Origin of the sequence: Rhodococcus sp. T2V, from assembly GCF_029269925.1 — a bacterium.
Taxonomy (GTDB): domain Bacteria; phylum Actinomycetota; class Actinomycetes; order Mycobacteriales; family Mycobacteriaceae; genus Rhodococcus_F; species Rhodococcus_F koreensis.
In genome coordinates, this window is sequence record NZ_JARJBD010000013.1 from 37155 (window position 1) to 61881 (window position 24727).

The following is a 24727-nucleotide window of genomic DNA, read 5'->3' on the forward strand; positions in this document are numbered from 1 at the left end:
GGCACAATTGAGTGGACGCCGCGCTGGCCACTCGCGGACCGCGCGACGCCTCCCACGGCCCAGGGACGGACGCGATGACGTCTTCGCTCGGCCGCCGCGCCGGAACGGTCCTCGCGGCGGCACTCGCACTGTCGCTTCTCGGCGCGCCCACCCCGGCGCCGGCACAGACCGCGGTGGGCGACCCCGGTGCCGTCGTCGCCGAGACGCCGGTGGCGCCGGACGCGCGGCCGGCAGGTGTCACCGAGGCCACGTACGTCACGTACTGGACGACGGGGCCGATGAACGAACCCGCGCTCAGCACCGGCGCGGTCCTGCTGCCGCCCGGTCACGCGCCGCCCGGCGGATGGCCCGTGGTGTCCTGGGCCCACGGAACGGTCGGCATCGCCGACGCGTGCGCGCCGACGGTGACGGGGAAACTCGCCGGACCGTACGTCCGAGCCTGGCTAGACCAGGGGTACGCCATCGTCGCAACGGATTACGTCGGCCTCGGCACACCCGGCGTGCACCCGTACCTGGACGGCCCCACCGAGGCGCACAGCGTGATCGACATGGTGCGCGCGGCGCGGGCCGTCACGCCGTCCCTGTCGAACCGGTGGGTCGCGATCGGCCAATCGCAGGGCGGCCACGCCGCTCTCGTCGCCGCCTCGATGGCCACCACCTACGCACCCGATCTCGACTTCCGCGGCACCGTCGCCACCGGCGCCCCGTCGAATCTGGAGAACCTCGCGCCCCTCGTCGGCCCCGGTTTCCCGCAGCTCCCCCTCACCGGCAGCACGGTGTTCGTGGCGTACGCGCTCGCGGGACTGCGCGCGTCGCGGCCCGACCTGGACGTCGACAGCTACCTCACCCCGCTCGGCGTCGACGTCCTGAATCGCGTCGAGTCGCTGTGCTATGAGGAGGCGGCCCCGCAACTCGCCGGCATCTCCATCGGGCAGTTGATGTCGCGCCCCCTCGACGATCCGGCGGTCCTGGCGGCGGTGCGCACCACACTCGGAGTCCCCGTCCGGGGCTACGACCGGCCGTTGTTCATCGGCCAGGGAGTGTTCGACGACGTCGTCCCCATCGCCCTCACCTGGAAGTTCACCGCCGACCTCACCGCGAACGGGCAGCAGTTCCTCTTCCGGACGTATCCGACGGGCCACCTCACGACCATGCCCACGTCCCTGCCCGACACCACCGCGTTCGTCCGGAGCCTGTTCGGCTGAGATTCACTGGTAAGACCACTTGACCTCTTACCTGTAGCCGCCCTAGTGTCGGGGTCATGATGTTCGAGCCGATCGCGCGGAAATCCGCCTCCACCGAAGTCTTCGACCAGATCACCGCGCGCGTACTCGGCGGCGACCTCGCCGCCGGCGAGGCCCTGCCCAGCGAGCGGCGCCTGGCCGAGGCGTTCGGGGTGTCCCGGCCCGCGGTCCGGGAGGCGATCCAGAAACTCGCCCAGGCCGGGCTCGTCGAGGTCCGGCAGGGCGACGCCACGTCGGTCCGCGACTTCCGGCAGCACGGCGGGCCCGAACTGCTGTCCCAGCTGCTGATCCGCGGCGGTGAACCCGACTGGGCGGTGGTCCGCAGCGTCCTCGAGGCGCGGCGGATGATCGGCGTGCAGGTCGCCCGGCTCGCCGCCGACCGGGCCACCGAGAAGTCGGCCGCAGCTCTCCGCGAAGCCGTGGATCACCTTGCCTCCGAGAGCGATCCGGTCGCGCAGCAGGTCGGTGCACTGGCCTTCTGGGAGCGCGTCGTCGACACCGCCGATTCCATCGCGTTCCGGCTCATCTTCAACAGCCTCCGCAACGCGTACGAACCGACCATGACGGCGATGGCCGCCGTGATGGTCGCGGAGGTCGGCCGCGCCGACCTGTACCACCGGCTTGCGGAAGCCATCTCCGCACACGACGAGGACCTCGCGGCGCACACCGCCACCACCCTGCTCGACCTCGGGACGGCGGCCGTGACCGCCGTGATCGACACACTGCAACAACACGATTCGGAGAAGGACACATGACCACGACACCTCCCGCAGATCGCCGCCAACGCAGGTCGATCACCCTCCGCGACGCCGCCGACCAGTTCCGCCGCCACCCGTCACCGTGGATGATCGGCGGCATGCTCGCCGCTGCCGCGGTCGCCCGCGTCGTCGTCGGCGACTGGCAGGTCACCGATGCCGTCGTGCCGCTGGTGATGATGGCGGTGTTCCCGTTCGCCGAATGGGTCATCCACGTCTGCATCCTGCACTGGAAGCCCCGGAAGGTCCTGGGCCTGACCGTCGATTCGCTCCTCGCCCGTAAGCATCGCGAGCACCACGTCGATCCCCGCGACGTGCCGCTCGTCTTCATTCCGTGGCAGACCCTGATGTGGCTGATCCCGGTTCTCGTGGCGCTCGCAGTGTTCGCGTTCCCCCGCACCGGGCTCGGGCTGACCTTCCTCGTGGTGCTGAGCGTCCTGGGCGTCCTCTACGAATGGACCCACTACCTCATCCACAGCGACTACAAGCCGAACTCCCGCCTCTACCGCGCGATCTGGCGCAACCACCGCCATCACCACTACAAGAACGAGCACTACTGGTTCACCGTCACCACCTCGGGAACCGCCGACCGGATCCTGGGCACCGACCCGGATCCCGGATCGGTCGAGAAGTCGCCGACCGCCCGCAACCTCCACACGATGCGCTGACGCACCCGTGAGTACTTATCAACGTCGGGCGGTTAACAAGTACTCACGGGCGGCGACGCCGCAGCTTGTTGCCCAACCAGACGATCGGGTCGTACCGCCGGTCGACCACCCGTTCCTTCATCGGAATGATGGCGTTGTCGGTGATCTTGATCCCTTCGGGGCACACCTCGGTGCAGCACTTGGTGATGTTGCACAGTCCGAGACCGAAGTCTTCCTGCGCCGCGTCACGACGGTCCGCCGTGTCGAGGGGATGCATCTCCAGTTCGGCGACGCGGATGAAGAAGCGGGGACCGGAGAACGCCGGCTTGTTGTCGTCGTGATCACGGATGACGTGGCACGTGTTCTGGCAGAGGAAGCACTCGATGCACCTGCGGAATTCCTGCGACCGTTCGACGTCGATCTGCTGCATCCGGTACTCGCCCGGTCCGAGTCCCGGCGGCGGGGTGAACGACGGGATCTCCCTCGCCTTCTCGTAGTTGAACGACACGTCGGTGACGAGGTCCCGGATGACGGGGAACGCCCGCAACGGCGTCACCGTCACCACCTCGTCCTCCGTGAACGTCGACATCCGGGTCATGCACATCAGCCGCGGCTGACCGTTGATCTCCGCGGAACACGACCCGCACTTGCCCGCCTTGCAGTTCCATCGCACCGCGAGGTCCGGGGTCTGCGTCGCCTGCAGCCGGTGGATGATGTCGAGTACCACTTCACCCTCGTTGACGGGGATGGAGTAGTCCTCGAGGGCGCCGCCGTCGGCGTCGCCGCGCCATACCCGGAACTGCGCGTCGTATCCCATCTCAGGCCTTCCTTCCCGGATGTTCCGCGAGTTCGGCGTCGGTGTAGTACTTGGCCAGTTCGTCGATGTCGAACAGCTCCAGCAGTTCCGGTCGCATCGGAAGCTGCGGCTCGCGGGTGACCGTGACGTCCGGGACCACGGAATCGGGGTGCGCGGACATGTCGCCGACGACGCTGCACACCAGCAGGGTGTTGCGCCACTCCGCCTCCATGTTCGGGTGGTCGTCTCGGGTGTGCCCGCCGCGACTTTCCGTGCGCAGCAGGGCCGCCTGCGCGACGCATTCGCTGACCAGCACCATGTTCCGCAGATCGACGGCGAGGTGCCAGCCCGGGTTGAACTGACGGTGCCCCTCCACCTCGACGCCCCCGATCCGGCCCTTGATCTCGGTGAGTTTCTCCAGGGCGCGCGCGATCTCGTCTTCCTTCCGGATGATGCCGACGAGGTCGTTCATGGTCTGCTGCAGTTCGGTGTGGAGCGTGTACGGATTCTCGGTGGTGCCGGCCTCCCCGACCGCGGGATCGAACGGCGACAACAACATCCGGGCCGCGGCGTCCACCGCGTCGGCGGAGACGACCGGCCGCTCCTGCAGCGACTTCACGTATTCCGCGGCCCCGAGTCCCGCGCGACGGCCGAACACGAGGAGGTCGGACAGCGAGTTGCCGCCGAGCCGGTTGGAACCGTGCATCCCGCCCGAGCACTCCCCCGCGGCGAACAGACCTGCGACGCTGGACGATCCGCTGTCGGGGTCGACCTCGATGCCTCCCATCACGTAGTGGCAGGTGGGTCCGACCTCCATCTGCTCCTTCGTGATGTCGACGTCCGCGAGTTCCTTGAACTGGTGGTACATCGACGGCAGGCGCCGGACGATCTCGTCGGCGGGCATCCGGGAGGCGATGTCGAGATACACGCCGCCGTGCGGGGTCTGCCGTCCCGCCTTGACCTCGGAGTTGATGGCGCGGGCCACCTCGTCGCGGGGCAGCAGGTCCGGTGTGCGGCGGTTGTTGTCGGAATCCTCGTACCAGCCGTCGGCCTCTTCCTCGGTCTCCGCATATTGCCCTTTGAAGACGGGCGGGATGTACGAGAACATGAACCGCTCGCCCTCGGAGTTCTTCAGCACCCCGCCGTCGCCGCGGACACCCTCGGTCACGAGGATCCCCTTGACGCTGGGCGGCCACACCATTCCGGTGGGGTGGAACTGTACGAATTCCATGTTGATGAGGTTGGCGCCGGCGCGCAGGGCGAGGGCGTGTCCGTCGCCGGTGTACTCCCACGAGTTCGACGTCACCTTGAACGACTTCCCGATTCCGCCCGTGGCCATCACCACTGCGGGCGCCTCGAACAGCACGAAACGTCCACTCTCGCGCCAGTATCCGAAGGCGCCCGAGATCCGGTCGCCGTCCTTGGTGAGCTCGGAGACGGTGCACTCGGCGAAGATCTTGATGCGGGCCTCGTAATCGCCGGTGGCGGCGAAGTCTTCCTGCTGAAGCGACACGATCTTCTGCTGCATGGTGCGGATCAGTTCGAGTCCGGTGCGGTCACCGACGTGCGCGAGCCTCGGATACGTGTGACCGCCGAAGTTGCGCTGACTGATCCGGCCGTCGGGTGTCCGGTCGAACAGGGCGCCGTACGTTTCGAGTTCCCACACCCGGTCGGGGGCCTCCCGGGCGTGCAGTTCGGCCATCCGCCAGTTGTTGAGGAATTTGCCGCCGCGCATCGTGTCCTGGAAATGGGTCTGCCACGTGTCCTTCTCGTTGGCGTTTCCCATCGCGGCGGCGCAGCCGCCCTCGGCCATGACGGTGTGCGCCTTGCCGAACAGCGACTTGCAGACGACGGCCACGGACAGGCCCTGCTCCCGGGCCTCGATGACGGCTCGCAGTCCGGCGCCCCCGGCACCGATGACCACGACGTCGTACTGGTGCCGTTCGACTTCCGTCATTCCACTCCCTCTTCGGTGAAGTCAGTTGATCAGGCGCAGGTCGGAGATGGTGCCGCTGGCCACGAGCATCACGTAGAAGTCGGTGACGATCAGTGTGGCGAGGGTGGTCCAGGCGAGCTGCATGTGCCGCGTGTTCAGTTTGCTGACCCCGGTCCAGAGCCGGTAGCGGATCGGGTGCCGGGAGAAGTGGGTGAGCCTGCCGCCGGTGACGTGCCTGCAGGAATGGCAGGAGACGGTGTACGCCCAGAGCAGGATCACGTTGCCGACCATGATAAGGGTGCCGAGCCCGATTCCGAATCCGCCGTCGGCGCCGTGGAACGCGCGGATCGCGTCGTACGTGTTGATCAGCGAGACGACGAGTGCGACGTAGAAGAAGTAGCGGTGCGCGTTCTGGACGATCAGCGGCAGCCGCGTCTCCCCCGTGTACTTGCCGTGTGGTTCCGCGACCGCGCACGCGGGCGGCGAGAACCACACCGACCGGTAGTAGGCCTTGCGGTAGTAGTAGCACGTGAGCCGGAAGCCGAGCAGGAACGGCAGCACCAGGAACCCGAGCGGGATGATCATCGGCAACTCGCCGATGGGTGTCCCGAAGTCGCTCGAACCGGGCACGCACGAATCGCTCAGGCACGGCGAATAGAACGGGGTGAGGTAGTGGTAGTCCTCGACGAAGTACGCGGTGCGGACCCACGACCGGACCGATGCGTACACCACGAAGACGGACAGGCCGAGCACCGTCAGCAGCGGCGCCAGCCACCACCGGTCGGTGCGGAGCGTGCGTTCCGCGATCCGGGCACGCGTCGGCGCCCCCACACCGGCACTTTCGGAATTCTTCGGCGGCGCGCTCATCCGCGCTCGTAGTGGAGCCCGCCCAGCCCCTCGTCATCGACACCGAGCCACATCGACGCGTCGTACGGGGTGTCCGACACCTTGATTCGTTCCACCGGTTCGCGGTGAACGACGTTCGGTGGCGAGGAGTCGAGGTCGCGCGCGTCGATCTCGAGGCGCTCCAGATCGTTGCTCAGCCGCCGCACGGATGCGGCGTCGCCGTACATCGTTCGCAACGAACCGACAGCGCGCCGAAGGCGGTCGATGGTGCGATTCAATTCGAGCATTTCGGAGGTCGACATGTGACCCCTCCCAACCCAGCCGGATGTAGCCGTGACCTGAATCACACTACCGATATTCCGGAAAACCGGGGCAGCTTTCGGCCCGCAGAAAACCGGGGACGATGAATTTCGCCGGGCGGCCGAGTCGATACCTATAGGACCACCGAAACCGAACCCTCACCGGGAGGAAATCATGGCCGACGCCACCATCGGAAGCATCCTGCTCGCCAGCACGCACCCCGAACGATTGCGGGACTGGTACACGGCCGCGTTCTCGCCGAAGGTCGACCGCACCCCCGGCGAACCGGGCTACGACGTGCTCAATTTCGACGGCTTCTCCATCATGCTCGACCGGCGCGACGACGTCGGCGACACGAATCCCGAACCCGGGCGCGTCCTCCTCAACGTCGAGGTCGCCGACGCCCGCGCCGCGGCCGGCCGCCTCGACGAGCTCGGGGCGACGTGGCTGTCCCCGCTCGAGGATCGTGACGGCAGCTGGTTCGGCACCGCCGTCGACCCCGACGGCAACTACGTTCAGATCATCCAGCTCAGCGCGCAGGCGCGCGCCGAGATGTCCTGACCACCGGTAGGAAAGAGACAGAGCCATGTTGAACAACGCGAGAGCATTCAGCGGATTCGCCGTCGACGACATCGCCGCGGCCAAATCCTTCTACACCGACACCCTGGGGCTCGAGGTCACCGACGAGGAGATGGGCCTGCTGGGCCTGCACCTCCCCAAGGGTCCCGTGGTGCTGATCTACCCGAAACCCGACCACACACCGGCGACGTTCACGATCCTGAACTTCGCGGTCGACGACGTCGAGAAGGCCGTCGACGCGCTCACCGAGCGCGGGGTCCGGTTCGTGCGATACGACGGTTTCGATCAGGACGACAAGGGAATCATGCGCGGCAACGGGCCGGACATCGCCTGGTTCACCGACCCGGCAGGCAACGTGCTGTCGGTGCTCGCGGAATCCTGACCGTCGCGGTCAGCGAACCGTGATCGTCGTCTTCAGCCACGTACCGTCGAACCACGTGGACGCGGACGCGGCGAACGACGCCGGGTCGAGCCGGCCGCTGCCCGCCGGGATCGAGCCGGCCAGTTCGACGCCCGTCACGGCGGGCAGGTCGTCCAGATTGCACCGCTCGGCGAGTCCGGGCTCGTCCGGCCACGACCCGATCACCGTGCCCGCGCAGGCGATCCCGGCCGCCGCCAGAGCCCGGGTCGTGAGTTCGGTGTGGTTGAGCGTGCCGAGTCCGGCAGCCGCGACCACGACAGCCGGTGCGCCGAGCGCGAGCGCGAGATCGACGAGCGTGAAGCCCTCGGCGCCCATCCGCACCAGCACCCCGCCCGCGCCCTCGACGAGGACCAGATCGTGCCGGTCGGCGAGAGCGCGGACCGTCTCGACGACGTCGTCGCACCGCAGCATCGGCAGGCCGCTGCGCCGGGCGGCGGTGTCGGGGGCCAGCGGCTCCGGATAGCGGGCAAGTTCCACCACCGCTGTGACACCGGACAGGCGGGTCACCTCCGCCAGATCGCCCGGCTCTCCCGGGGCGACCCCGGTCTGCGCGGGCTTGCACACCGCGACGGACAGCCCCGCCTCGCGCGCGGCCGCCGCGAGCGCCGCCGTCACCACCGTCTTGCCGACGTCCGTCGACGTTCCGGTGACCATGAGGATGCTCATGCCGACGCTCCCGCCAGGACGTCGGTGAGCACGGACTCGATCCGGGCCAGTTCGTCCGGATCGAGCGTCGCGCGGGCGGTGAGCCGCAGCCGCGACGTGCCCTCGGGCACCGACGGGGGCCGGAAGCAGCCGACGTGCAGCCCCTGCTCGCGGCAGGCGGCCCCGGCGTCGAAGGCGCGCTGCGGGTCGCCGAGGATCACCGAGACCACCGCCGACTCGGGTGCCGCAGCACCGGTGAACCGCGCGAGATCCCGGGCGCGGTCCAGGACGGAGTCGGCGCGGTGCGGTTCACGCCGCAGAACGGCGAGGGCGGCCCGGGCCGCACCGACGGCGGCCGGGGCCAGTCCGGTGTCGAAGATGAACGTGCGCGCGGCGTCGACCAGATGTGCGCGCACCTTCTCCGACGCCAGCACCACACCGCCCTGGCTGGCCAGCGACTTCGACAGCGTGGCCGTGACGACGATGTCGGGTTCGCCCGCGAGCCCCACCTCGTGCACGAGTCCGCGGCCCCCTGCGCCACGGACTCCGACACCGTGGGCCTCGTCCACCACGAGAAACGCGCCGTACTCGCGGCACACCCGGTGCAGGTCGACGAGGGGCGCGAGATCACCGTCCGCGCTGAACACCGAATCCGTGACGACCAGCGCCCGCTCCTCCGGCCGGGTGGCCAGTGCGCTGCGGACGAAGTCGAGATCGGCGTGCGGTGCGATGGCCACCCTGGCCCGGGACAGCCGGCACGCGTCGACCAGCGACGCGTGGCTGCCCGCGTCGGAGACGATCAGCGATCCGGCGCCGGACAACGCGGTGACGGCGCCGAGATTGGCGGTGTATCCGGAGGAGAACACCAGCCCGGCGTCGGCGCCGACGAACTCGGCCAGTTCCGTTTCGAGCAGTTCGTGCTCGGTGGTCGAACCGGTGACCAGTCGCGAGCCGGTGGCCCCGGCGCCCCACCGCCGCAGCGCGGTCATCGCGCCGTGCAGCACCTCGGGGTGCCGTACGAGCCCGAGGTAGTCGTTGGACGCCAGATCGATGAGCGCGCTGCCCGGTGTGCGTGGACGCAGCTCGCGGCGCAGTCCCGCAGCGCGCCGCCGCTCCTCGACGTCGTCGAGCCAGGTGGTGAAGGTGTGGTCGGTACTCACACTCGGCACCATACGCGACTTGAACGGTGTTCAACCCGGGTGGACCCGTTTTTCCTCCGATGGCTAGGGTCGAGACCGTGACCTCCCCGAGCCTGTCCGCCGATGACATCACCTCCCTCGACGCCTCCCTGCTCTGGCATCCGTACGGCGCCTTTCCCGCCTCGACCACCCCGCTCGTGGTGGCCGAGGCGAGCGGCACCCGCCTCACACTCGCAGACGGACGCGAACTCGTCGACGGCATGAGTTCGTGGTGGGCGGCGGTCCACGGCTACCGGCATCCCGTCCTCGACGCGGCGGCGACCGCGCAGCTCGGCCGGATGAGCCACGTGATGTTCGGCGGGCTGACCCACGAACCGGCAGCGCGGCTCGCCCAGCTGCTCGTGGAGATCACCCCGGACGGACTCGACAAGGTGTTCCTCGCCGATTCCGGTTCGGTGTCCGTCGAGGTCGCCGTCAAGATGTGCCTGCAGTACTGGCGCAGCCGCGGCAGGCCGGAGCGGCATCGGCTGCTGACCTGGCGCGGCGGCTATCACGGCGACACGTTCGCGCCGATGAGCGTCTGCGATCCGGACGGCGGCATGCATTCCCTGTGGACGGACGTCCTCGCGCGGCAGGTCTTCGCGGGACCGCCGCCGCGCGAGTTCGACCCGCGGTACGTCGCGGAGTTCGAGCGCCTGGTGGCCGCGCACACCGGCGAACTGGCGGCCGTCATCGTGGAGCCGGTGGTGCAGGGCGCCGGAGGCATGCGTTTCCACGACCCCCGGTACCTGTCGGAGCTGCGCCGCATCTGCGACGAGCACGGGCTCCTGCTGGTGTTCGACGAGATCGCCACGGGCTTCGGCCGCACCGGCGAACTGTTCGCCGCGGACCACACCGGGACCCGCCCCGACATCATGTGCGTCGGCAAGGCCCTCACCGGCGGATACCTGACCCTCGCCGCGACGCTCTGCTCCACCGACGTCGCCGAGACCATCAGCGCCGGCGACGCAGGCGGGCTGATGCACGGCCCCACGTTCATGGCGAACCCACTGGCCTGCGCCGTCGCGGTGGCGTCGATCGAACTCCTGCTGTCGCGCGACTGGCGCGGCGAGGTCGAGGACGTGCGCCGGGGGCTCGAATCGGGTCTCACGCCTGCCCGGGAACTGCCCGGCGTCCGGGACGTCCGGGTGCTCGGCGCGATCGGAGTGATCGAACTCTCCGAGCCCGTCGACATGCGGGCCGCGACCGACGCCGCGGTGGCGGCGGGGACCTGGTTGCGGCCCTTCCGCAACCTGATCTACGCGATGCCGCCGTACGTGTGCACCAGCGAGGACGTGCGGAAGATCACAACCGGAATGCTTGCTGCCGCACGGACCTCCACCCGGGGCTGACGGTGCGCTCTCGTCGGGCTGAGAGCGACGCGAACGCGGGCTAGTGTTCTCGATATGGAAGCGAGCGAGTCGACCGGCACCACGCCCATTCCCGTGTGGCCCGGCAGCGCCTACCCGCTGGGCGCCACCTACGACGGGGCCGGGACGAACTTCTCCTTGTTTTCCGAGGTCGCCGAGGCGGTCGATCTGTGCCTGATCGCGAAGGACGGCACGGAGACGCGGGTGCGCCTCGACGAGGTCGACGGCTACGTGTGGCATGCATACCTGCCGACCGTCGTGCCCGGGCAGCGGTACGGGTACCGGATCCACGGCCCCTGGAACCCCTCGGCCGGGCACCGCTGCGACCCCAGCAAGCTTCTCCTCGACCCCTACGGCAAGGCGTTCGACGGTGAATTCGACGGCGACCGGTCCCTGTTCTCCTACGACATCGACGCGTCCGCGGAGGACGCCCCCAGGGACTCGGGGGACGAGGAATCCGGGGACGACGCGCGGATCGTCGACACCGACGACGACATCGAGGCGGAGGACGCCGAGGACACACTCGCAGCGGAAGCCGAGGACGACTCGGCGCCGGGACTGCCCGGACACGATTCGCTCGGCCACACGATGACGACGGTCGTGATCAACCCGTTCTTCGACTGGGCCGCCGACCGCGCACCGAAACACCCGTACCACGACACCGTGATCTACGAGGCCCACGTCAAGGGCATGACGGCGACGCATCCCGGTGTGCCGGAAGAACTTCGCGGCACGTATGCGGGCCTCGCGCATCCGGTGATCATCGACCACCTCGTCGACCTCGGCGTCACCGCGATCGAACTGATGCCGGTGCACCAGTTCATGCACGATCAGACCCTGCTCGACAAGGGGTTGCGGAACTACTGGGGCTACAACACATTCGGCTTCCTGGCCCCGCACACCGGGTATTCGTCGGCGGAGAAGCCGGGCGCCGCGGTGTCGGAGTTCAAGGCGATGGTCCGCTCGTTCCACGAGGCGGGCATCGAGGTGATCCTCGACGTCGTCTACAACCACACCGCCGAGGGCAACCATCTCGGTCCGACCATCTCGTTCCGCGGCATCGACAACGCCGCCTACTACCGGCTCGTCGACGGCGACGCCGAGCACTACATGGACTACACGGGCACCGGGAACAGCCTCAACGCCCGGCACCCGCACACACTGCAGCTGATCATGGACTCGCTGCGGTACTGGGTCACCGAGATGCACGTCGACGGCTTCCGCTTCGACCTCGCGTCCACGCTCGCCCGCGAACTGCACGACGTCGACCGGCTCTCCGCGTTCTTCGACCTCGTCCAGCAGGATCCGATCGTCAGCCAGGTCAAGCTCATCGCCGAACCCTGGGACATCGGCGAGGGCGGCTACCAGGTGGGCAACTTCCCCGGCCTGTGGACGGAGTGGAACGGCAAGTACCGGGACACCGTCCGCGACTACTGGCGGGGCGAACCGGCGACGCTCGGCGAATTCGCGTCCCGGCTCACCGGCTCCTCCGACCTCTACGAGGCGACCGGCCGCCGCCCCGGCGCGAGCATCAACTTCGTCATCGCCCACGACGGGTTCACCCTGCACGACCTGGTGTCGTACAACGAGAAGCACAACGAGGCCAACGGCGAGGACAACAACGACGGCGAGAGCCACAACCGGTCCTGGAACTGCGGCGTCGAGGGACCCACGGACGATCCGGAGATCCTCGATCTGCGGGGGCGGCAGAGCCGCAACATCCTGGCCACCCTCCTGCTCAGCCAGGGGACGCCGATGCTGGCGCACGGTGACGAGATGGGCCGCACCCAGCAGGGCAACAACAACGTGTACTGCCAGGACTCGGAACTGTCGTGGATGGACTGGTCGCTGGCGGACACCAACGCCGACCTCGTCGAGTTCACCAAACGGGTCATCGCGCTGCGGATGAAGAATCCGGTGTTCCGCCGCCGCCGGTTCTTCGAGGGCACCCCCATCCGCAGCGGCGACCAGACCCGTGACATCGCCTGGCTCACCCCGTCCGGTGAGGAGATGACCCCCGAAGACTGGGACAGTGGTTTCGGGAAGTCCCTCGCGGTGTTCCTCAACGGCGAGGGCATCCCCGAACCCAACCACCGCGGCGAGCGGGTGGTCGGCGACTCGTTCCTGCTGTGTTTCAACGCGCACGACGAGGAGATCGAGTTCTCCACGCCGAACTCCGACTACGCCGACGAGTGGGCGGTCGTGCTCGACACCGCCGTGCCGACGGGGGCGAAGGACGCGGTGATCAAGGCCGGGAATTCGCTGCAGGTCGAGGCCCGGTCGCTGGTCGTGCTGCGCCGGACCGCCTGAGCCGGGGACGACGATGGGGATCACGGCGACCTACCGGCTGCAACTGCGCGGAGACTGCTTCACCCTGGCGGACGCCGCCGCCGTCGCCGACTATCTGGACGACCTCGGGATCTCGCACGTCTACCTGTCGCCGATCCTGACGGCCACCACCGGTTCGACCCACGGTTACGACGTCACCGACGTGACCCGCGTGTCCCCCGCCCTCGGTGGCCGGGAGGCGCTGGCCGCGCTGTCACGGGAGTTGCGCGGCCGCGGCATGGGCATCGTCGTCGACCTGGTCCCCAACCATGTGGGGGTCGCGAATCCGCGTGAGAACGCCTGGTGGTGGGACGTTCTCACGCACGGTCGCGGCTCCGGGTACGCCGACTTCTTCGACATCGACTGGAGCGAAGACAACGGCACGGGCGGGCGGCTCGCGCTGCCCGTCCTCGGATCGGACGCCGACCTCGAGTCGCTGACCGTCGACCGCTCGGGACCGGAGCCGCTGCTCGCGTTCTACGAGCACCGCTTCCCCATCGCCCCCGGCACGGACGCGACCGAGCCGGCGTCGGTGCACGACGCGCAGGCGTACCGCCTGGTCCCGTGGAACTCCGGGCTCGTCGGGTACCGCCGATTCTTCGCGGTCAGCGACCTGGCCGGGATCCGTCAGGAGGATCCCCGCGTGTTCGAGGCCTCGCACCGCGAACTGCGGAGCTGGGTGGCGGACGAGTTGATCGACGGCGTGCGCATCGACCACCCCGACGGGTTGTCCGATCCGGCCGAATACCTCGACCGGCTGCGCGGCGTGATCGGCGCGGACCGCTGGCTCGTGATCGAGAAGATCCTCGGCCACTCCGAACCCCTGGACGATCACCTGCCGATCGAGGGCACCACCGGCTACGACGCACTGGCCGAACTCGGCGGCGTGTTCGTCGACCCGTCGGGAGCTCCCGCGCTCACCGCCCTGTCGGCGTCCCGCACGGGCGACCGGGGTGACGCGACGTGGATCCACGGGCACGAAACCGCGATCAAACGCGACGTCGCGAGCACCGGCCTCGCCCCGGAGGTCCGGCGCCTCGTCCGCGCGATCCGCGCGGAGACCGGCACCGACTGCGCAGATCCTGACCTGCGCGACGCCGTGGTGGACGTCGTCGCGGCGATGCCCGTGTACCGGTCCGACTACAGCCCGCTCGCCGGGCTCGCGACCCGCGTGATCGGGGACGCCGCGCGGCGCGAACCGGGGCGGTCCGCGGCGCTGTCCGCCCTCGCCGCCGCCCTGATCGCCGGCGGTGAGGCGGCCACCCGCTTCCAGCAGGTTTGCGGCGCGGTGATGGCGAAATCCGTGGAGGACTGCCTGTTCTACCGCACGGCCCGGCTGGTGTCGCTGCAGGAGGTGGGCGGCAATCCCGCGAACGTCGGCATCTCCCCCGCCGAATTCCACCTCGCCGCGGCCGAGCGCGCCGCCCGGTGGCCGCAGGCGATGACAACGCTCTCGACGCACGACACCAAACGCGGCGAGGACGTCCGCGCCAGGATCGGCATCCTGTCGCAGGTGCCGGACCTGTGGGCCGAATGCGTCGACCAGTGGGAGCGCATCGCCCCCAGCCCCGATCCCGCCACCGGACTGTTCCTGTGGCAGAACCTGTTCGGGGTGTGGCCGGTCGACGGCCGGGCCGCGGGCGACGTGCCCGACTTCCGCGACCGCGTCCACGCGTACGCGGAGAAGGCCGTCCGGGAGGCCGGGACCCGGACGTCGTGGAACGACGTGAACGAGGACTTCGAACGCGACCTCCACCGCTGGCTGGACACGGTGATCGACGGCACCGTCGGCAAGGCACTCGGATCGCTGTGCACGCAACTGGCGCCGCACGCCTGGTCCGATGCGCTCGGCCAGAAGCTCCTCCAGCTGTGCGGGCCCGGGATCCCGGACGTGTACCAGGGCACCGAGCTGTGGGAGGACTCGCTCGTCGACCCCGACAATCGCCGACCCGTGGACTACGACGTGCGGCGGACCGCGCTCGCGGGGCTGGGGACCCCTCCGGTCGACGCCACCGGCGCGGCGAAGATGCACGTCGTGCGGACGGCCCTGCGCCTGCGCCGGGACCGTCCGGGAAGCTTCGTGGGCGGCACGTACGCGCCGGTCTTCGCATCGGGGACCGCGGCCGAGCACCTGATCGGTTTCACCCGCGGGCCCCAGGGATCGGCGCCGGACGTCGTGGCCCTGGCCACCCGGCACAGCGTGGGACTGCACCAGGACGGCTGGGGCGACACCGCGGTGACCCTCCCGGACGGCGCCTGGACCGACCTGCTCACCTCCGTGACGCACCCCGGCGGCCGCGTCGACACGTCCACCCTGTTCGCCCGCTACCCCGTGGTGCTGCTGGCCCTGTGAGTACTTCTCAACCGCCCGCGGTTAAGAAGTACTCACAGGGGTACTGGCCTGTGTATGCGACGTGTGGTTGCCCGGGCGTACGGAGGGCCGGAGGTCCTCGCGGTGGTCGATGCGGAACCGGCGGATCCGGGACCGGGTGAGGTGGTGATCGAGGTCCGCGCGATCGGGGTCAACCCGATCGACTACAAGCTGTACAGCGGCGCGTTCGGCACCGATCCCGCCGTCCTGCCGATGCGGCTGGGCAGCGAGGCGGCGGGCGTCGTCGCGCAGGTGGGTGACGCCGCCACGGGCCCGAGGGGCCCGATCGCGGTGGGCGACGAGGTGATCGCGTACCCGTTGTCGGAGGCGTACGCGGACCGGCTTGTCGTGTCCGGTGATTCGGTGGTCCCGAGACCGGCGTCGTTGCCGTGGAACGAGGCGGCCGGACTTCTCGCGGTGGGTGCCACCGCGGTCGACACCCTCGACACGGCGAACGTCGGCACCGGCGACCTGCTGCTCGTGCACGGGGCGGCAGGCGGCGTGGGGTCGTTCGTCGTGCAGTTGGCCCGGGCCCGCGGCGCCACGATCATCGGCACGGCCCGCCCCGTGCACCACGACTACGTGCGGTCGCTCGGCGCGACCCCGGTGTCGTACGGGGACGGCCTGAGCGACCGGATCCGTGTCCTGGCACCGGACGGGGTGGACGCCGTCATCGATACTGCGGGCAGCGACGAGGCCGTGGACGTGTCCGTGGACCTGGTGCGGGACCGGTCGCGGTTGGTGACGACGGTCCCCGGGCCACGGCCGGTCGAGGCGGGATTCCGGATCGTGGGAGCGCTGGGCGCGGAAGGCATGGAACTGCGTAAGCGGTTCCGAGCCGCCCTCGTCGACCTCGCGGGCAACGGCGACGTGCGGGTGCGGGTCGCGCGCACGTACGCGCTGTCGGAGGCGGCGCGCGCTCACGCCGATCTCCGGAAGCCGCACGCGGCGGGCAAATTCATCCTGTTGCCGTAGACGGAACCCGTTCAGTGCAGCAGACTCGCCCGGATCGTCGCCTTCATCCAGTTCCGGTAGTCGTCGACATCCCACCCGCACTGCACGCGCAGCATCGAATACACCTGCGGCGACACGACGGTGAACAGCACGTCGGCGGCCCGCTGGACGGAGATCTCGGGGCGCAGCAGTTCGTGCGCGGCGAGTCCCTCGGCGAGGGTCATCGCATTCTCGGCGGACGCCCGCGCTCCCTCGTCGGCGAACCGCCGCATGTCCTCGTCCGCCCCCGAGGATTCGATCGACGTCGCCATCAGGGTTCCGGCCCGCTCCAGGACGTCGGTGCTGTAGCCCACCATCTGTTCGAGGATCCGCTCCACCGGGTCGCCGTCCCGGGGTGTGCGGGCATCACGCGCGACGTCGGTCTCGCCCTGAATCGCCGCGTGCAGTGCCTCGTGGAACAGTTCCGCCTTGCCGCCCGGAAACGCGGTGAACACCGTGCGGGTCGACACCCCGGCTGCTTCGGCCACGTTTCGCACCGTGGTGCTGACGTATCCGCGTTCGGTGAACAACCGGGCCGCGGCATCCCGGACGAGGAGGCGGGTCCGGCGCGCCGATTCCGCACGCAGCGGCGAAGAGTAGGGCCTCTTGGCGGAGTCGGGCACGGTCTCACGATAGACGCATTCGATTCATCGATCGTGCAACCAATGAGGCACGGCGATCCGCCGCGCCTGGACCGGGCGAAACGCCCGATGCCTACGACTTCGGGTGTTCCACCCAGGCATCGGATCCGGGAAACACGAGGGCCTCGTGGCCGTCGTCGTATCGGACGAGATAGGGCGGTTCGCCGTTCTCGCCGTGTACCTCCACGACCTCGGCGGTCGTCTCGTGCACCCCGACCACCCTGCCTTGTACGTGCAACCGGTCTCCCACTGCTACGTGCATGACTGCTCCTCGCGACGTTCGAGTCCGTACTCTCAGCTTGCTACTTCCGGAACCTGGGCGAAAGGGCCGACTCGCCGCCATCTCCGCCGACGTGTGCCATCGTGGGGACATGGCTAGGTATCGATACCTCGACAAGGACCGTAACGTGCTCGAGGAGCAGGACTTCGGCACCGTGCAGGACGCCGAGGAACACCGGTTGTCGGTTCTCGGCGCCGAGATCATCGAGGAGGTCGAGGACTCCGGCACGCCCGAGAGCTGACTGTCCTGCGCGGCCCGCCCGGTCGAGGCATGCTGATCGGGTGCACACATTCGAGGTTTGGGCCCCGATCCCGACATCGGTTTCCGTGGAGGTCGACGGCAGGCGCCACGAGATGACCCCGTCACCGGACGGGTGGTGGCGGGCCGACGTCGACGCGTCACCGGACTCCCGGTACGCGTTCCTCCTCGACGACAGCGACACCCCGCTCCCCGATCCGCGGTCGCCGCGCCAGCCCGACGGCGTGCACAGCGCGTCCCAGCTCCACACGCTCGACGAGGGCCTCTGGACCGACTCGCAGTGGACCGGGCGGCAGCTCGCCGGCTCCGTCGTCTACGAATTGCACGTCGGCACGTTCACTCCGGAGGGCACCTTCACCGCCGCGGTCGACAGGCTCGATCATCTCGTCGGCCTCGGCGTCGATTTCGTGGAACTGATGCCCGTCAACGGGTTCAACGGTACCCACAACTGGGGATACGACGGCGTCCTCTGGTACACGGTGCACGAGGGCTACGGCGGACCGGACGGGCTGCAGACCCTCGTCGACGCGTGCCACGCCCGCGGTCTCGGTGTGGTCCTCGACGCCGTCTACAACCACCTCGGACCGTCGCGGAACTACCTCGACCGGTACGGCCCGTACCTGGCGCAGGGCGCCAACACCTGGGGCCGCAGCATCAACCTGGACGGACCGGACAGCGGCGAGGTGCGCCGCTACATCATCGGCAACGCGCTGCGGTGGTTCCGCGAGTTCCACATCGACGCGCTCCGACTCGACGCCGTCCACGCGCTCGTCGACCACACCGCCACCCATCTTCTCGAGGATCTGGCCATCGAGACCCGCCGATTGTCCGCGCACCTGAGGCGACCGCTGACACTCATCGCCGAGAGCGACCTCAACGATCCGCGCCTGATCACGTCGCGGTCGGCAGGCGGCTGCGGCCTCGACGCCCAGTGGGACGACGACGTGCATCACGCCATCCACGCTGCGGTGTCGGGCGAGAGGCAGGGCTATTACGGAGATTTCGGTTCGATGGCCTGTCTCGCGGACACGCTGCGCCAGGGCTGGTTCCACGCGGGCACGTTCTCGACGTTCCGGGGTCGCACGCACGGCAGGCCGCTGGACACGCGGCGGACCCCTGCCAGTTCGCTGGTCACGTACACGTGCACGCACGATCAGATCGGCAACCGGGCGACCGGCGACCGGCCCGGCACGTATCTCGATTCCGGGCAGCTCGCCGTGAAGGCGGCGCTCGTGCTCTGCTCGCCGTTCACGCCGATGCTGTTCATGGGCGAGGAGTGGGGGGCGAGCACCCCGTTCCAGTTCTTCACCTCGCACCCGGAGCCGGACCTCGCGCGGGCGACGGCGGAGGGACGCAAGGCCGAGTTCGCGGAGCACGGCTGGAGCACGGACGACGTTCCCGACCCGCAGGACCCGGAGACGTTCGAACGGTCCAAGCTCGACTGGGACGAACCGGCCCGGCAGCCGCATGCCCGGCTGCTGGACTGCTATCGCTCGCTGCTCCGGCTACGGCGGGAGCGCGCCGAGCTGACGGACCCGTGGCTCGAGAACCTGTCCGTCGACTACGACGAGGCACAGCAGTGGATCGTGGTGCACCGCGGCGCACTTCGCCTCGCCTGCAACCTGAGTGCCGAACCGGTGACCGTCCCGGTCGGCGGCTCCCCCGTGCTGTGGTGGGAGCCGCCGACGCAGGACGGGACCGGGTCGGCGACGGTGCTACCGGGTCACTCGTTCGTGGTGCTCGACAGCTCGCCCTGACGGTCGCGCAGCATCCGCAGGACGAGGATCGCGGTCGTGAACAGGATCACGGCCGTCGCGCCCGCGGCGACGTGCATGCCGTCGACGAACGCCGACTGCGCGGACTCCAGGAACACTGCCCGCGCCGCCTCGGGGAGATGCTGAGCCTCCGCGACCGCGGCGCCGAGCGTGCCCTGGGCGGGCTCGATCCGTTCCTGCGGCAGCATCGACGTGTCGAGTCCGTTCCGGAAGATCGCCATGACGACGCTGCCGAGCACGGCGACACCGAGCGCGATGCCGAGTTCGTATGCGGTCTCGGACACCGCGGAGGCGGCGCCGGCCCGTTCGGGCTCGACGGCGCTCACCACGAGGTCGGACGTCAGCGTCAACGCGATACCGACACCCGCTCCGGCGAGACCGAAGCCGACCACGAACATCGTCGGGGCACCGTCCACGCCGAGCGTGAGCATCAGTGCCGCACCCACACCCGCGACGGCGAGACCGCCGCCGAGCACGTGCGAGGTGGCCCACCGGCGCACCATCCAGGCCGCCGCGAGCGCGGTCACCGCGCTCATCAGCATGCCGGGCAGCATCAGCACACCCGATTCGAACGCAGTGTTGCCCAGCACCAACTGCAGGTACTGCGAGCCGAAGAACAGCACACCGGCGAGCGCGAAGATGGACAGCAGGTTGGTGAGGACGGCGGTCGAGAACGCGGGCTTCGCGAACAGTCCGATGTCGATCATCGGGTCCTTCATCGACTTCTGCCTGCGCACGAACACCACACCCGACACGACACCGACGAGACCGACGCCGAGGAGCACCGGGTCGACGCCGTGCACCACGGTCTCCTTGACCGCGTGCACCAGCGGCAGCATCGTTGTCATCGACAACACGACGCTGAGCAGGTCGAACCGTCCCGGTGCGGGGTCCTTCGACTCGGGAATCACGATGGGTCCCACGGCGATCAGCACCAGCATCACGGGGATGTTGATCAGAAACACCGAGCCCCACCAGAAGTGCTCGAGCAGCCAGCCGCCGATCAGCGGGCCCGCCGCGGTGCCGCCACCGGCCATCGCGCCCCACACGCCGATGGCGAGGGTCCGCTGGCGCGGGTCGACGAAGATCGTGCGGATCAGGCCGAGGGTCGCGGGCATCAGGGTGGCACCCGAGATTCCCTGCAGCACACGGGCCGCGATCAGCATCTCGGGTGTCGGCGCCCACGCCGCGATCAGCGAGGCGATACCGAATCCGGCGGCGCCGAGGAGCAGCAGCCGGCGCCGCCCGATCCGGTCGCCGAGCGTGCCCATGGTGATGAGCAGTCCGGCGAGGACGAAGGAGTAGACGTCGATGATCCACAGCAGCTGCGTGCTGCTGGGCTCGAGGTCGGCGCTGATGAACGGCAGTGCGAGGTCGAGCACCGTGCCGTCGACGGCGATCAGGAGGACGGCGAAGGCCAGGACGACCAATCCGAGCCAGTCTCGGCGTGATGCGGAGGACTGACCTGGCGCGCCGTAGGCGTCGTTGATCCCGCGATCCGTGGAGACAGACATTTATCTTCCTGCAACTTTCCGATTGGGGCCGGCACCGTGATGAACCGTCCGGCCGGTACAGTACCGTTACCTTACCGTTAACCGTCCGGACGGTAAAGTTATTTCCCGGGTACAGTCCCTCTCCATGGCTGCCGGTACGCGCGATCGAATACTCGACGCCCTCGAGAAGCTGCTGCTCGACGTGGGGATAGCCCAGGTGACCCTCGAAGCCGTCGCGGCGGAGGCCGGGGTGTCCAAGGGCGGACTGCTCTATCACTTCCCCAGCAAGGAAGCACTCCTCGCCGCCATGGTGCGCCGGCTCGGCGAGCGGGCCGACGCCCAGCTCGCCGACGCCGTGTCCGGCGGCACCTCGATGTCCGAGTGGTACCTGCAGGTCCCCGACGCGAGCACGACCGAGGAACTCGCGCTCTACCGTTCGACCATCGCCGCCCTACGGAGCGTCGACGGGCAGCACGACGAGATCCAGAAGGCCGTCACCGACGTCATGCGCAGCTGGGACGAGGGCCTGCGCGGCGAGATCGACGATCCCGTGCAGGCCGAGATCGTGCGGCTCGTTGGCGACGGCATCTACCTGGCCGCGCTGCTCAGGCTTCCCATGCCCGAGCCCGAGCTGTACAAGAAGGTCGTCGCACGGCTGCTGCAGAAGTAGCGGCTCAGGTGAGGTAGCGGTACGCGGGGCTTCCCGGCTCCAGACGTTCCACCTGCATCCGGGACTGCTCCATCCGCTCGAGCAGCTCGCCGAGCCCCTCCGCCTTGCCGAGTTCGATACCCACCAGGGCGGCGCCGGTCTCCCGGTTGTTCCGCTTCACGTACTCGAACAGCGTGATGTCGTCCTCGGGGCCGAGCACCTCGTCCAAAAATCGGCGCAGCGCGCCCGGCTCCTGCGGGAAGTCGACCAGGAAGTAGTGCTTGAGACCGAGATTCACCAGCGAGCGTTCCAGGATCTCGCCGTACCGCGAGACGTCGTTGTTGCCGCCCGAGATCAGGCACACCACCGTGGACCCCGGCTCGAACGTGATGTTCCCGAGTGCCGCCACCGACAGCGCGCCCGCCGGCTCGGCGATGATGCCCTCGTTCTGGTACAGCTCGAGCATCGCGGTGCACAGCGCGCCCTCGTCGAGGTTGGTCATCACGAACGTCTCCGGATCGAGCCGGATCGTGGACGCCCCGCCGGCCTGGCCGAGCGACGTGTGCGTCACCACCTCGGCGCCGAGGGCGGAGACCACGGCGTAGGGCAGGTCGCCGACCCGCTTCACCGACGCGCCGTCGACGAACGGGTCGATCTCCGTCAACGTCACGGGACCACCGGCCACCAGGGCCGCCGTCATCGACGCCGCCCCCGTCGGCTCCACGCCGACGATGGCCGTGCGCGGTGCGTGCGCATGCAGGTAGGTGGCGATGCCGGCGATGCACCCGCCGCCGCCGACCGGGACCAGGACGGAATCGGGGGCCGCGCCGAGCTGCGCGAGGATCTCGGCGGCGATGGTGCCCTGACCGGCCGCGGTCCGGGCGTCGTCGAACGGCGCAACCATCGTCGCGCCCGTCCGCCGCACGTCGGCGGCGGCCGCAGCGGCGGCGGCGTCGTACGTCTCCCCCGTCAGGATCAGCTCGACGAACTCGCCGCCGTGCGCACGGATGCGGTCACGCTTCTGCTTGGGGGTGCTCGACGGGACGTAGATGCGGCCGGTGATTTCCATTGTGCGGCAGGCGAACGCGACGCCCTGCGCATGGTTGCCTGCGCTGGCGGTCACGACTCCGGCGGCACGCTCGGCGGCGTCGAGCTGGGCCATGAGATTGTAGGCGCCGCGAAGTTTGTAGGAGCGGACGACCTGCAGGTCTTCACGCTTGAGGTAGACGTTCGCGCCGGTCAGGGTCGACAGGCGGTCGCTCCACTGCAGTGGGGTCGCGTCGATCACGTGGGAAATTCGCTCGATGGCCGCGTCGATATCGCCCACTGTCAGGGGCGAGGTGATGTTCTGGGCTGCGGTATCGGGCGATGTGGACACCCGGATATGTTCCCACTCTCCGGCCATGGGATACCAGTCGGGTTCAGCCGCGCGGATCGAACTGAGACGGTCGCGGCACGTTCCGGACGTTCGACTTCGCCATTTTCACGGCCTCGCCGACACCCCCGTTCATCACCATCTTCGACAACGCCAGCGCGAAACCGGTGAGCTGCCCACCCGTGACGGTCGGCGGCAGCGACAGCGCCAACGGGTCGGTGACGAGATCGACGAGGGCCGGTCCGTCGTGATCGAACGCCTGCCGCAGACCCGCTTCGATATCGGCCGGATCCTCGATCCGGCGGGCGAAGATGCCCAGCGCGGACGCCACCGCCGAATAGTCGACCGGCGCGACGTCGACCCCGAAATCCGGCAGCCCGTCCACCAGCATCTCCAGCTTGACCATGCCGAGAGTGGAATTGTTGAACACCACGACCTTGACCGGGAGCCGGTACATCGCGACCGTCACCAGTTCCCCCAGCAGCATCGACAGCCCGCCGTCGCCCGACACGGACACCACCTGCCTGCCAGGCGCGCACACCTGGGCACCGATCGCGTGCGGCAGGGCGTTCGCCATCGATCCGTGCAGGGCCGAGGAGAGGAAACGCCGCGAACCGTTCGGCGTCAGGTAGCGCGCCGTCCACACGTTCGACATTCCCGTGTCCGTGGTGAAGATCGCGTCGTCGGCAGCGAGGTCGTCGAGGATCGACGCGGCGTACTCGGGATGGATCGGGACGCGCTGCTTGGCCGGTTTCGTGTACGCGCCGACCACCTTGTTCATCAGCATCCGGTGCTTCTCGAGCATGTCGCCCAGGAATCGGCGGTCGTCCTTCCGCCGGATCAGCGGGACGAGCGCACGCAACGTGCACTCCACGTCGCCGTGCACCGCCAGATCGACGTCCGTTCTCCGGCCGATTCGCTGTGCGGCCCGGTCGATCTGCGCGGTGCGGACGCCGTCGGGGAGGAACTGGTTGTACGGGAAGTCCGTTCCGACGAGCAGCAGGAGGTCGGCGCCGTGCATCCCGTCGTGAGCCGCCCCGTACCCCAGCAACCCCGTCATCCCGACGTCGAAGGGGTTGTCGTACTGGATCCATTCCTTGCCGCGCAGGGTGTGACCGATCGGCGCACCGATCGCGTCGGCAAGGCCCAGCAACTCCTCGCGTGCCGCGCGCACCCCCTCCCCGGCGAAGATCGCGACCTTCCCAGCCGCGTTCACGGCGTCCGCGAGTGCCTGCACGTCGGACTGGTCCGGCACGATCGACGGCGCAGCCGTGCGCGGCACCGTCGGCGCTCGCCCCTCGGCGGGGCGGTCCGCGATGTCACCCGGCAGGGTGATCACCGCGACACCGGACAGCGCGGTCGCATGCGCGATGGCGGACGCCAAGACGCGCGGGGCCTGGGCGGGACTTCCGATCAGCTCCGTGTACCGGGAGCACTCGACGAACAGCCGGTCCGGGTGGGTCTCCTGGAAGTAGCCGAGACCGATCTGCTCGCTCGGGATCTGCGCCGCGATCGCGAGCACCGGCGCCCCGGACCGGTCCGCGTCGTAGAGACCATTGATCAGGTGCAGATTGCCCGGCCCGCACGAGCCGGCGCAGACCGCCAGTTTGCCGGTGACCTGCGCCTCCGCGGCCGCGGCGAAGGCGGCCGCCTCCTCGTGCCGGACGTGGATCCAGTCGATGCCGCCGTTCTCCGCCCCGCCCGAACGCCGGACGGCGTCGACGACGGGATTGAGGCTGTCACCCACGATTCCGTAGATCCGCCGGACGCCGGCGTCCTGGAGTTGACGTACCAGTTGATCGGCAACGGTTTTCGCTCTCATCGGGCCTCCGGTCGGGGACGGTCGA

General features: G+C 69.2%; 23 protein-coding genes. 12 read left to right on the forward strand and 11 right to left on the reverse strand.

What is annotated here, in order from left to right; genetic code table 11:
* Positions 1-74 precede the first annotated feature (74 nt).
* Genes P3H15_RS13720 through P3H15_RS13730 form a run of 3 tightly spaced genes read left to right on the forward strand, consistent with a single transcriptional unit; the run spans position 75 to position 2667 of the window.
* Positions 75-1205 (forward strand): lipase family protein, encoded by a 1131-nt coding sequence (locus P3H15_RS13720; RefSeq protein ID WP_276137737.1) that lies wholly within the window; start codon positions 75-77, stop codon positions 1203-1205.
* 56 nt (positions 1206-1261) lie between these two features.
* The gene (locus P3H15_RS13725; RefSeq protein WP_276137738.1) at positions 1262-1999 is read left to right on the forward strand and encodes a FadR/GntR family transcriptional regulator; all 738 of its coding nucleotides are present in this window, start codon (positions 1262-1264) and stop codon (positions 1997-1999) included.
* Complete coding sequence (locus P3H15_RS13730) at positions 1996-2667, forward strand: sterol desaturase family protein (RefSeq protein WP_276137739.1); 672 nt, start codon at positions 1996-1998, stop codon at positions 2665-2667. The genes P3H15_RS13725 and P3H15_RS13730 overlap by 4 nt, the downstream gene beginning before the upstream one ends.
* A 43-nt stretch (positions 2668-2710) precedes the next feature.
* Here P3H15_RS13730 and P3H15_RS13735 read toward each other — a convergent pair whose 3' ends face one another.
* The 4 genes from P3H15_RS13735 to P3H15_RS13750 are packed head-to-tail and all read right to left on the reverse strand — an operon-like array spanning position 2711 to position 6526.
* Complete coding sequence (locus tag P3H15_RS13735; protein ID WP_276137740.1) at positions 2711-3463, reverse strand: succinate dehydrogenase/fumarate reductase iron-sulfur subunit; 753 nt, start codon at positions 3461-3463, stop codon at positions 2711-2713.
* A 1-nt stretch (position 3464) separates the two neighbouring features.
* Positions 3465-5399: a fumarate reductase/succinate dehydrogenase flavoprotein subunit gene (locus P3H15_RS13740; protein WP_276137741.1), complete on the reverse strand. Its 1935-nt coding sequence runs from the start codon at positions 5397-5399 to the stop codon at positions 3465-3467.
* Positions 5400-5420: 21 nt separating this feature from the next.
* Positions 5421-6245, reverse strand: a complete 825-nt coding sequence (locus P3H15_RS13745) for a hypothetical protein (protein ID WP_072945277.1) — start codon at positions 6243-6245, stop codon at positions 5421-5423.
* Entirely contained in the window at positions 6242-6526 is a 285-nt protein-coding gene (locus tag P3H15_RS13750; protein ID WP_219458763.1) for a hypothetical protein, read from the reverse strand. Before P3H15_RS13750 ends, P3H15_RS13745 begins: the two co-directional genes overlap by 4 nt.
* A gap of 172 nt (positions 6527-6698) precedes the next feature.
* On the opposite strand from P3H15_RS13750, the gene P3H15_RS13755 reads away from it, so the two are divergent.
* Both P3H15_RS13755 and P3H15_RS13760 read left to right on the forward strand, forming a co-directional pair.
* Positions 6699-7085 (forward strand): VOC family protein, encoded by a 387-nt coding sequence (locus P3H15_RS13755; RefSeq protein ID WP_276137742.1) that lies wholly within the window; start codon positions 6699-6701, stop codon positions 7083-7085.
* Positions 7086-7110: 25 nt separating this feature from the next.
* Complete coding sequence (locus tag P3H15_RS13760; protein ID WP_276137743.1) at positions 7111-7485, forward strand: VOC family protein; 375 nt, start codon at positions 7111-7113, stop codon at positions 7483-7485.
* Positions 7486-7494: 9 nt separating this feature from the next.
* Here the strand turns inward: P3H15_RS13760 and bioD are convergent, their stop codons facing one another.
* Together bioD and P3H15_RS13770 are read right to left on the reverse strand one after the other, a co-directional pair.
* Positions 7495-8190, reverse strand: a complete 696-nt coding sequence (gene bioD / locus P3H15_RS13765) for a dethiobiotin synthase (protein WP_276137744.1) — start codon at positions 8188-8190, stop codon at positions 7495-7497.
* Positions 8187-9341 (reverse strand): 8-amino-7-oxononanoate synthase, encoded by a 1155-nt coding sequence (locus P3H15_RS13770; protein WP_276137745.1) that lies wholly within the window; start codon positions 9339-9341, stop codon positions 8187-8189. Before P3H15_RS13770 ends, bioD begins: the two co-directional genes overlap by 4 nt.
* A gap of 65 nt (positions 9342-9406) precedes the next feature.
* On the opposite strand from P3H15_RS13770, the gene P3H15_RS13775 reads away from it, so the two are divergent.
* From P3H15_RS13775 to P3H15_RS13790, 4 genes are read left to right on the forward strand one after another with little or no spacing between them, the layout of a single operon-like run.
* On the forward strand, positions 9407-10699 hold the full coding sequence (locus tag P3H15_RS13775; protein ID WP_276137746.1) for an adenosylmethionine--8-amino-7-oxononanoate transaminase: 1293 nt from the start codon (positions 9407-9409) through the stop codon (positions 10697-10699).
* Positions 10700-10753: 54 nt separating this feature from the next.
* The gene (gene glgX / locus P3H15_RS13780; RefSeq protein WP_276137747.1) at positions 10754-13027 is read left to right on the forward strand and encodes a glycogen debranching protein GlgX; all 2274 of its coding nucleotides are present in this window, start codon (positions 10754-10756) and stop codon (positions 13025-13027) included.
* Between the two features lie 13 nt (positions 13028-13040).
* Complete coding sequence (treY, locus tag P3H15_RS13785) at positions 13041-15398, forward strand: malto-oligosyltrehalose synthase (protein WP_276137748.1); 2358 nt, start codon at positions 13041-13043, stop codon at positions 15396-15398.
* A 54-nt stretch (positions 15399-15452) separates the two neighbouring features.
* The gene (locus P3H15_RS13790; RefSeq protein ID WP_276137749.1) at positions 15453-16391 is read left to right on the forward strand and encodes an NADP-dependent oxidoreductase; all 939 of its coding nucleotides are present in this window, start codon (positions 15453-15455) and stop codon (positions 16389-16391) included.
* 11 nt (positions 16392-16402) lie between these two features.
* Here P3H15_RS13790 and P3H15_RS13795 read toward each other — a convergent pair whose 3' ends face one another.
* A complete protein-coding gene (locus tag P3H15_RS13795) occupies positions 16403-17032 on the reverse strand; it encodes a TetR/AcrR family transcriptional regulator (RefSeq protein WP_276137750.1) in 630 nt (209 codons plus the stop codon).
* A gap of 91 nt (positions 17033-17123) precedes the next feature.
* Entirely contained in the window at positions 17124-17312 is a 189-nt protein-coding gene (locus P3H15_RS13800) for a DUF1918 domain-containing protein (RefSeq protein WP_005247576.1), read from the reverse strand.
* A 109-nt stretch (positions 17313-17421) separates the two neighbouring features.
* Between P3H15_RS13800 and P3H15_RS13805 the strand changes: the two genes are divergently transcribed.
* Both P3H15_RS13805 and treZ read left to right on the forward strand, forming a co-directional pair.
* On the forward strand, positions 17422-17571 hold the full coding sequence (locus P3H15_RS13805; protein WP_276137751.1) for a hypothetical protein: 150 nt from the start codon (positions 17422-17424) through the stop codon (positions 17569-17571).
* A gap of 40 nt (positions 17572-17611) precedes the next feature.
* Complete coding sequence (treZ, locus tag P3H15_RS13810; protein ID WP_276137752.1) at positions 17612-19345, forward strand: malto-oligosyltrehalose trehalohydrolase; 1734 nt, start codon at positions 17612-17614, stop codon at positions 19343-19345.
* Here treZ and P3H15_RS13815 read toward each other — a convergent pair.
* Positions 19312-20877 carry an MFS transporter gene (locus tag P3H15_RS13815; RefSeq protein ID WP_276137753.1) on the reverse strand — a complete coding sequence of 522 codons (1566 nt, stop codon included), beginning with the start codon at positions 20875-20877 and terminating at the stop codon, positions 19312-19314. The two genes, treZ and P3H15_RS13815, sit on opposite strands and share 34 nt — an antisense overlap.
* Before the next feature lie 124 nt (positions 20878-21001).
* On the opposite strand from P3H15_RS13815, the gene P3H15_RS13820 reads away from it, so the two are divergent.
* The gene (locus tag P3H15_RS13820) at positions 21002-21526 is read left to right on the forward strand and encodes a TetR/AcrR family transcriptional regulator (RefSeq protein WP_276137754.1); all 525 of its coding nucleotides are present in this window, start codon (positions 21002-21004) and stop codon (positions 21524-21526) included.
* A 4-nt stretch (positions 21527-21530) separates the two neighbouring features.
* On the opposite strand, the gene ilvA is transcribed toward P3H15_RS13820, so the two are convergent.
* Positions 21531-22910 carry a threonine ammonia-lyase IlvA gene (ilvA, locus tag P3H15_RS13825; protein ID WP_241031270.1) on the reverse strand — a complete coding sequence of 460 codons (1380 nt, stop codon included), beginning with the start codon at positions 22908-22910 and terminating at the stop codon, positions 21531-21533.
* A gap of 16 nt (positions 22911-22926) precedes the next feature.
* Positions 22927-24702 carry a pyruvate dehydrogenase gene (locus P3H15_RS13830; protein ID WP_276137755.1) on the reverse strand — a complete coding sequence of 592 codons (1776 nt, stop codon included), beginning with the start codon at positions 24700-24702 and terminating at the stop codon, positions 22927-22929.
* Between the last annotated feature and the right edge of the window lie 25 nt (positions 24703-24727).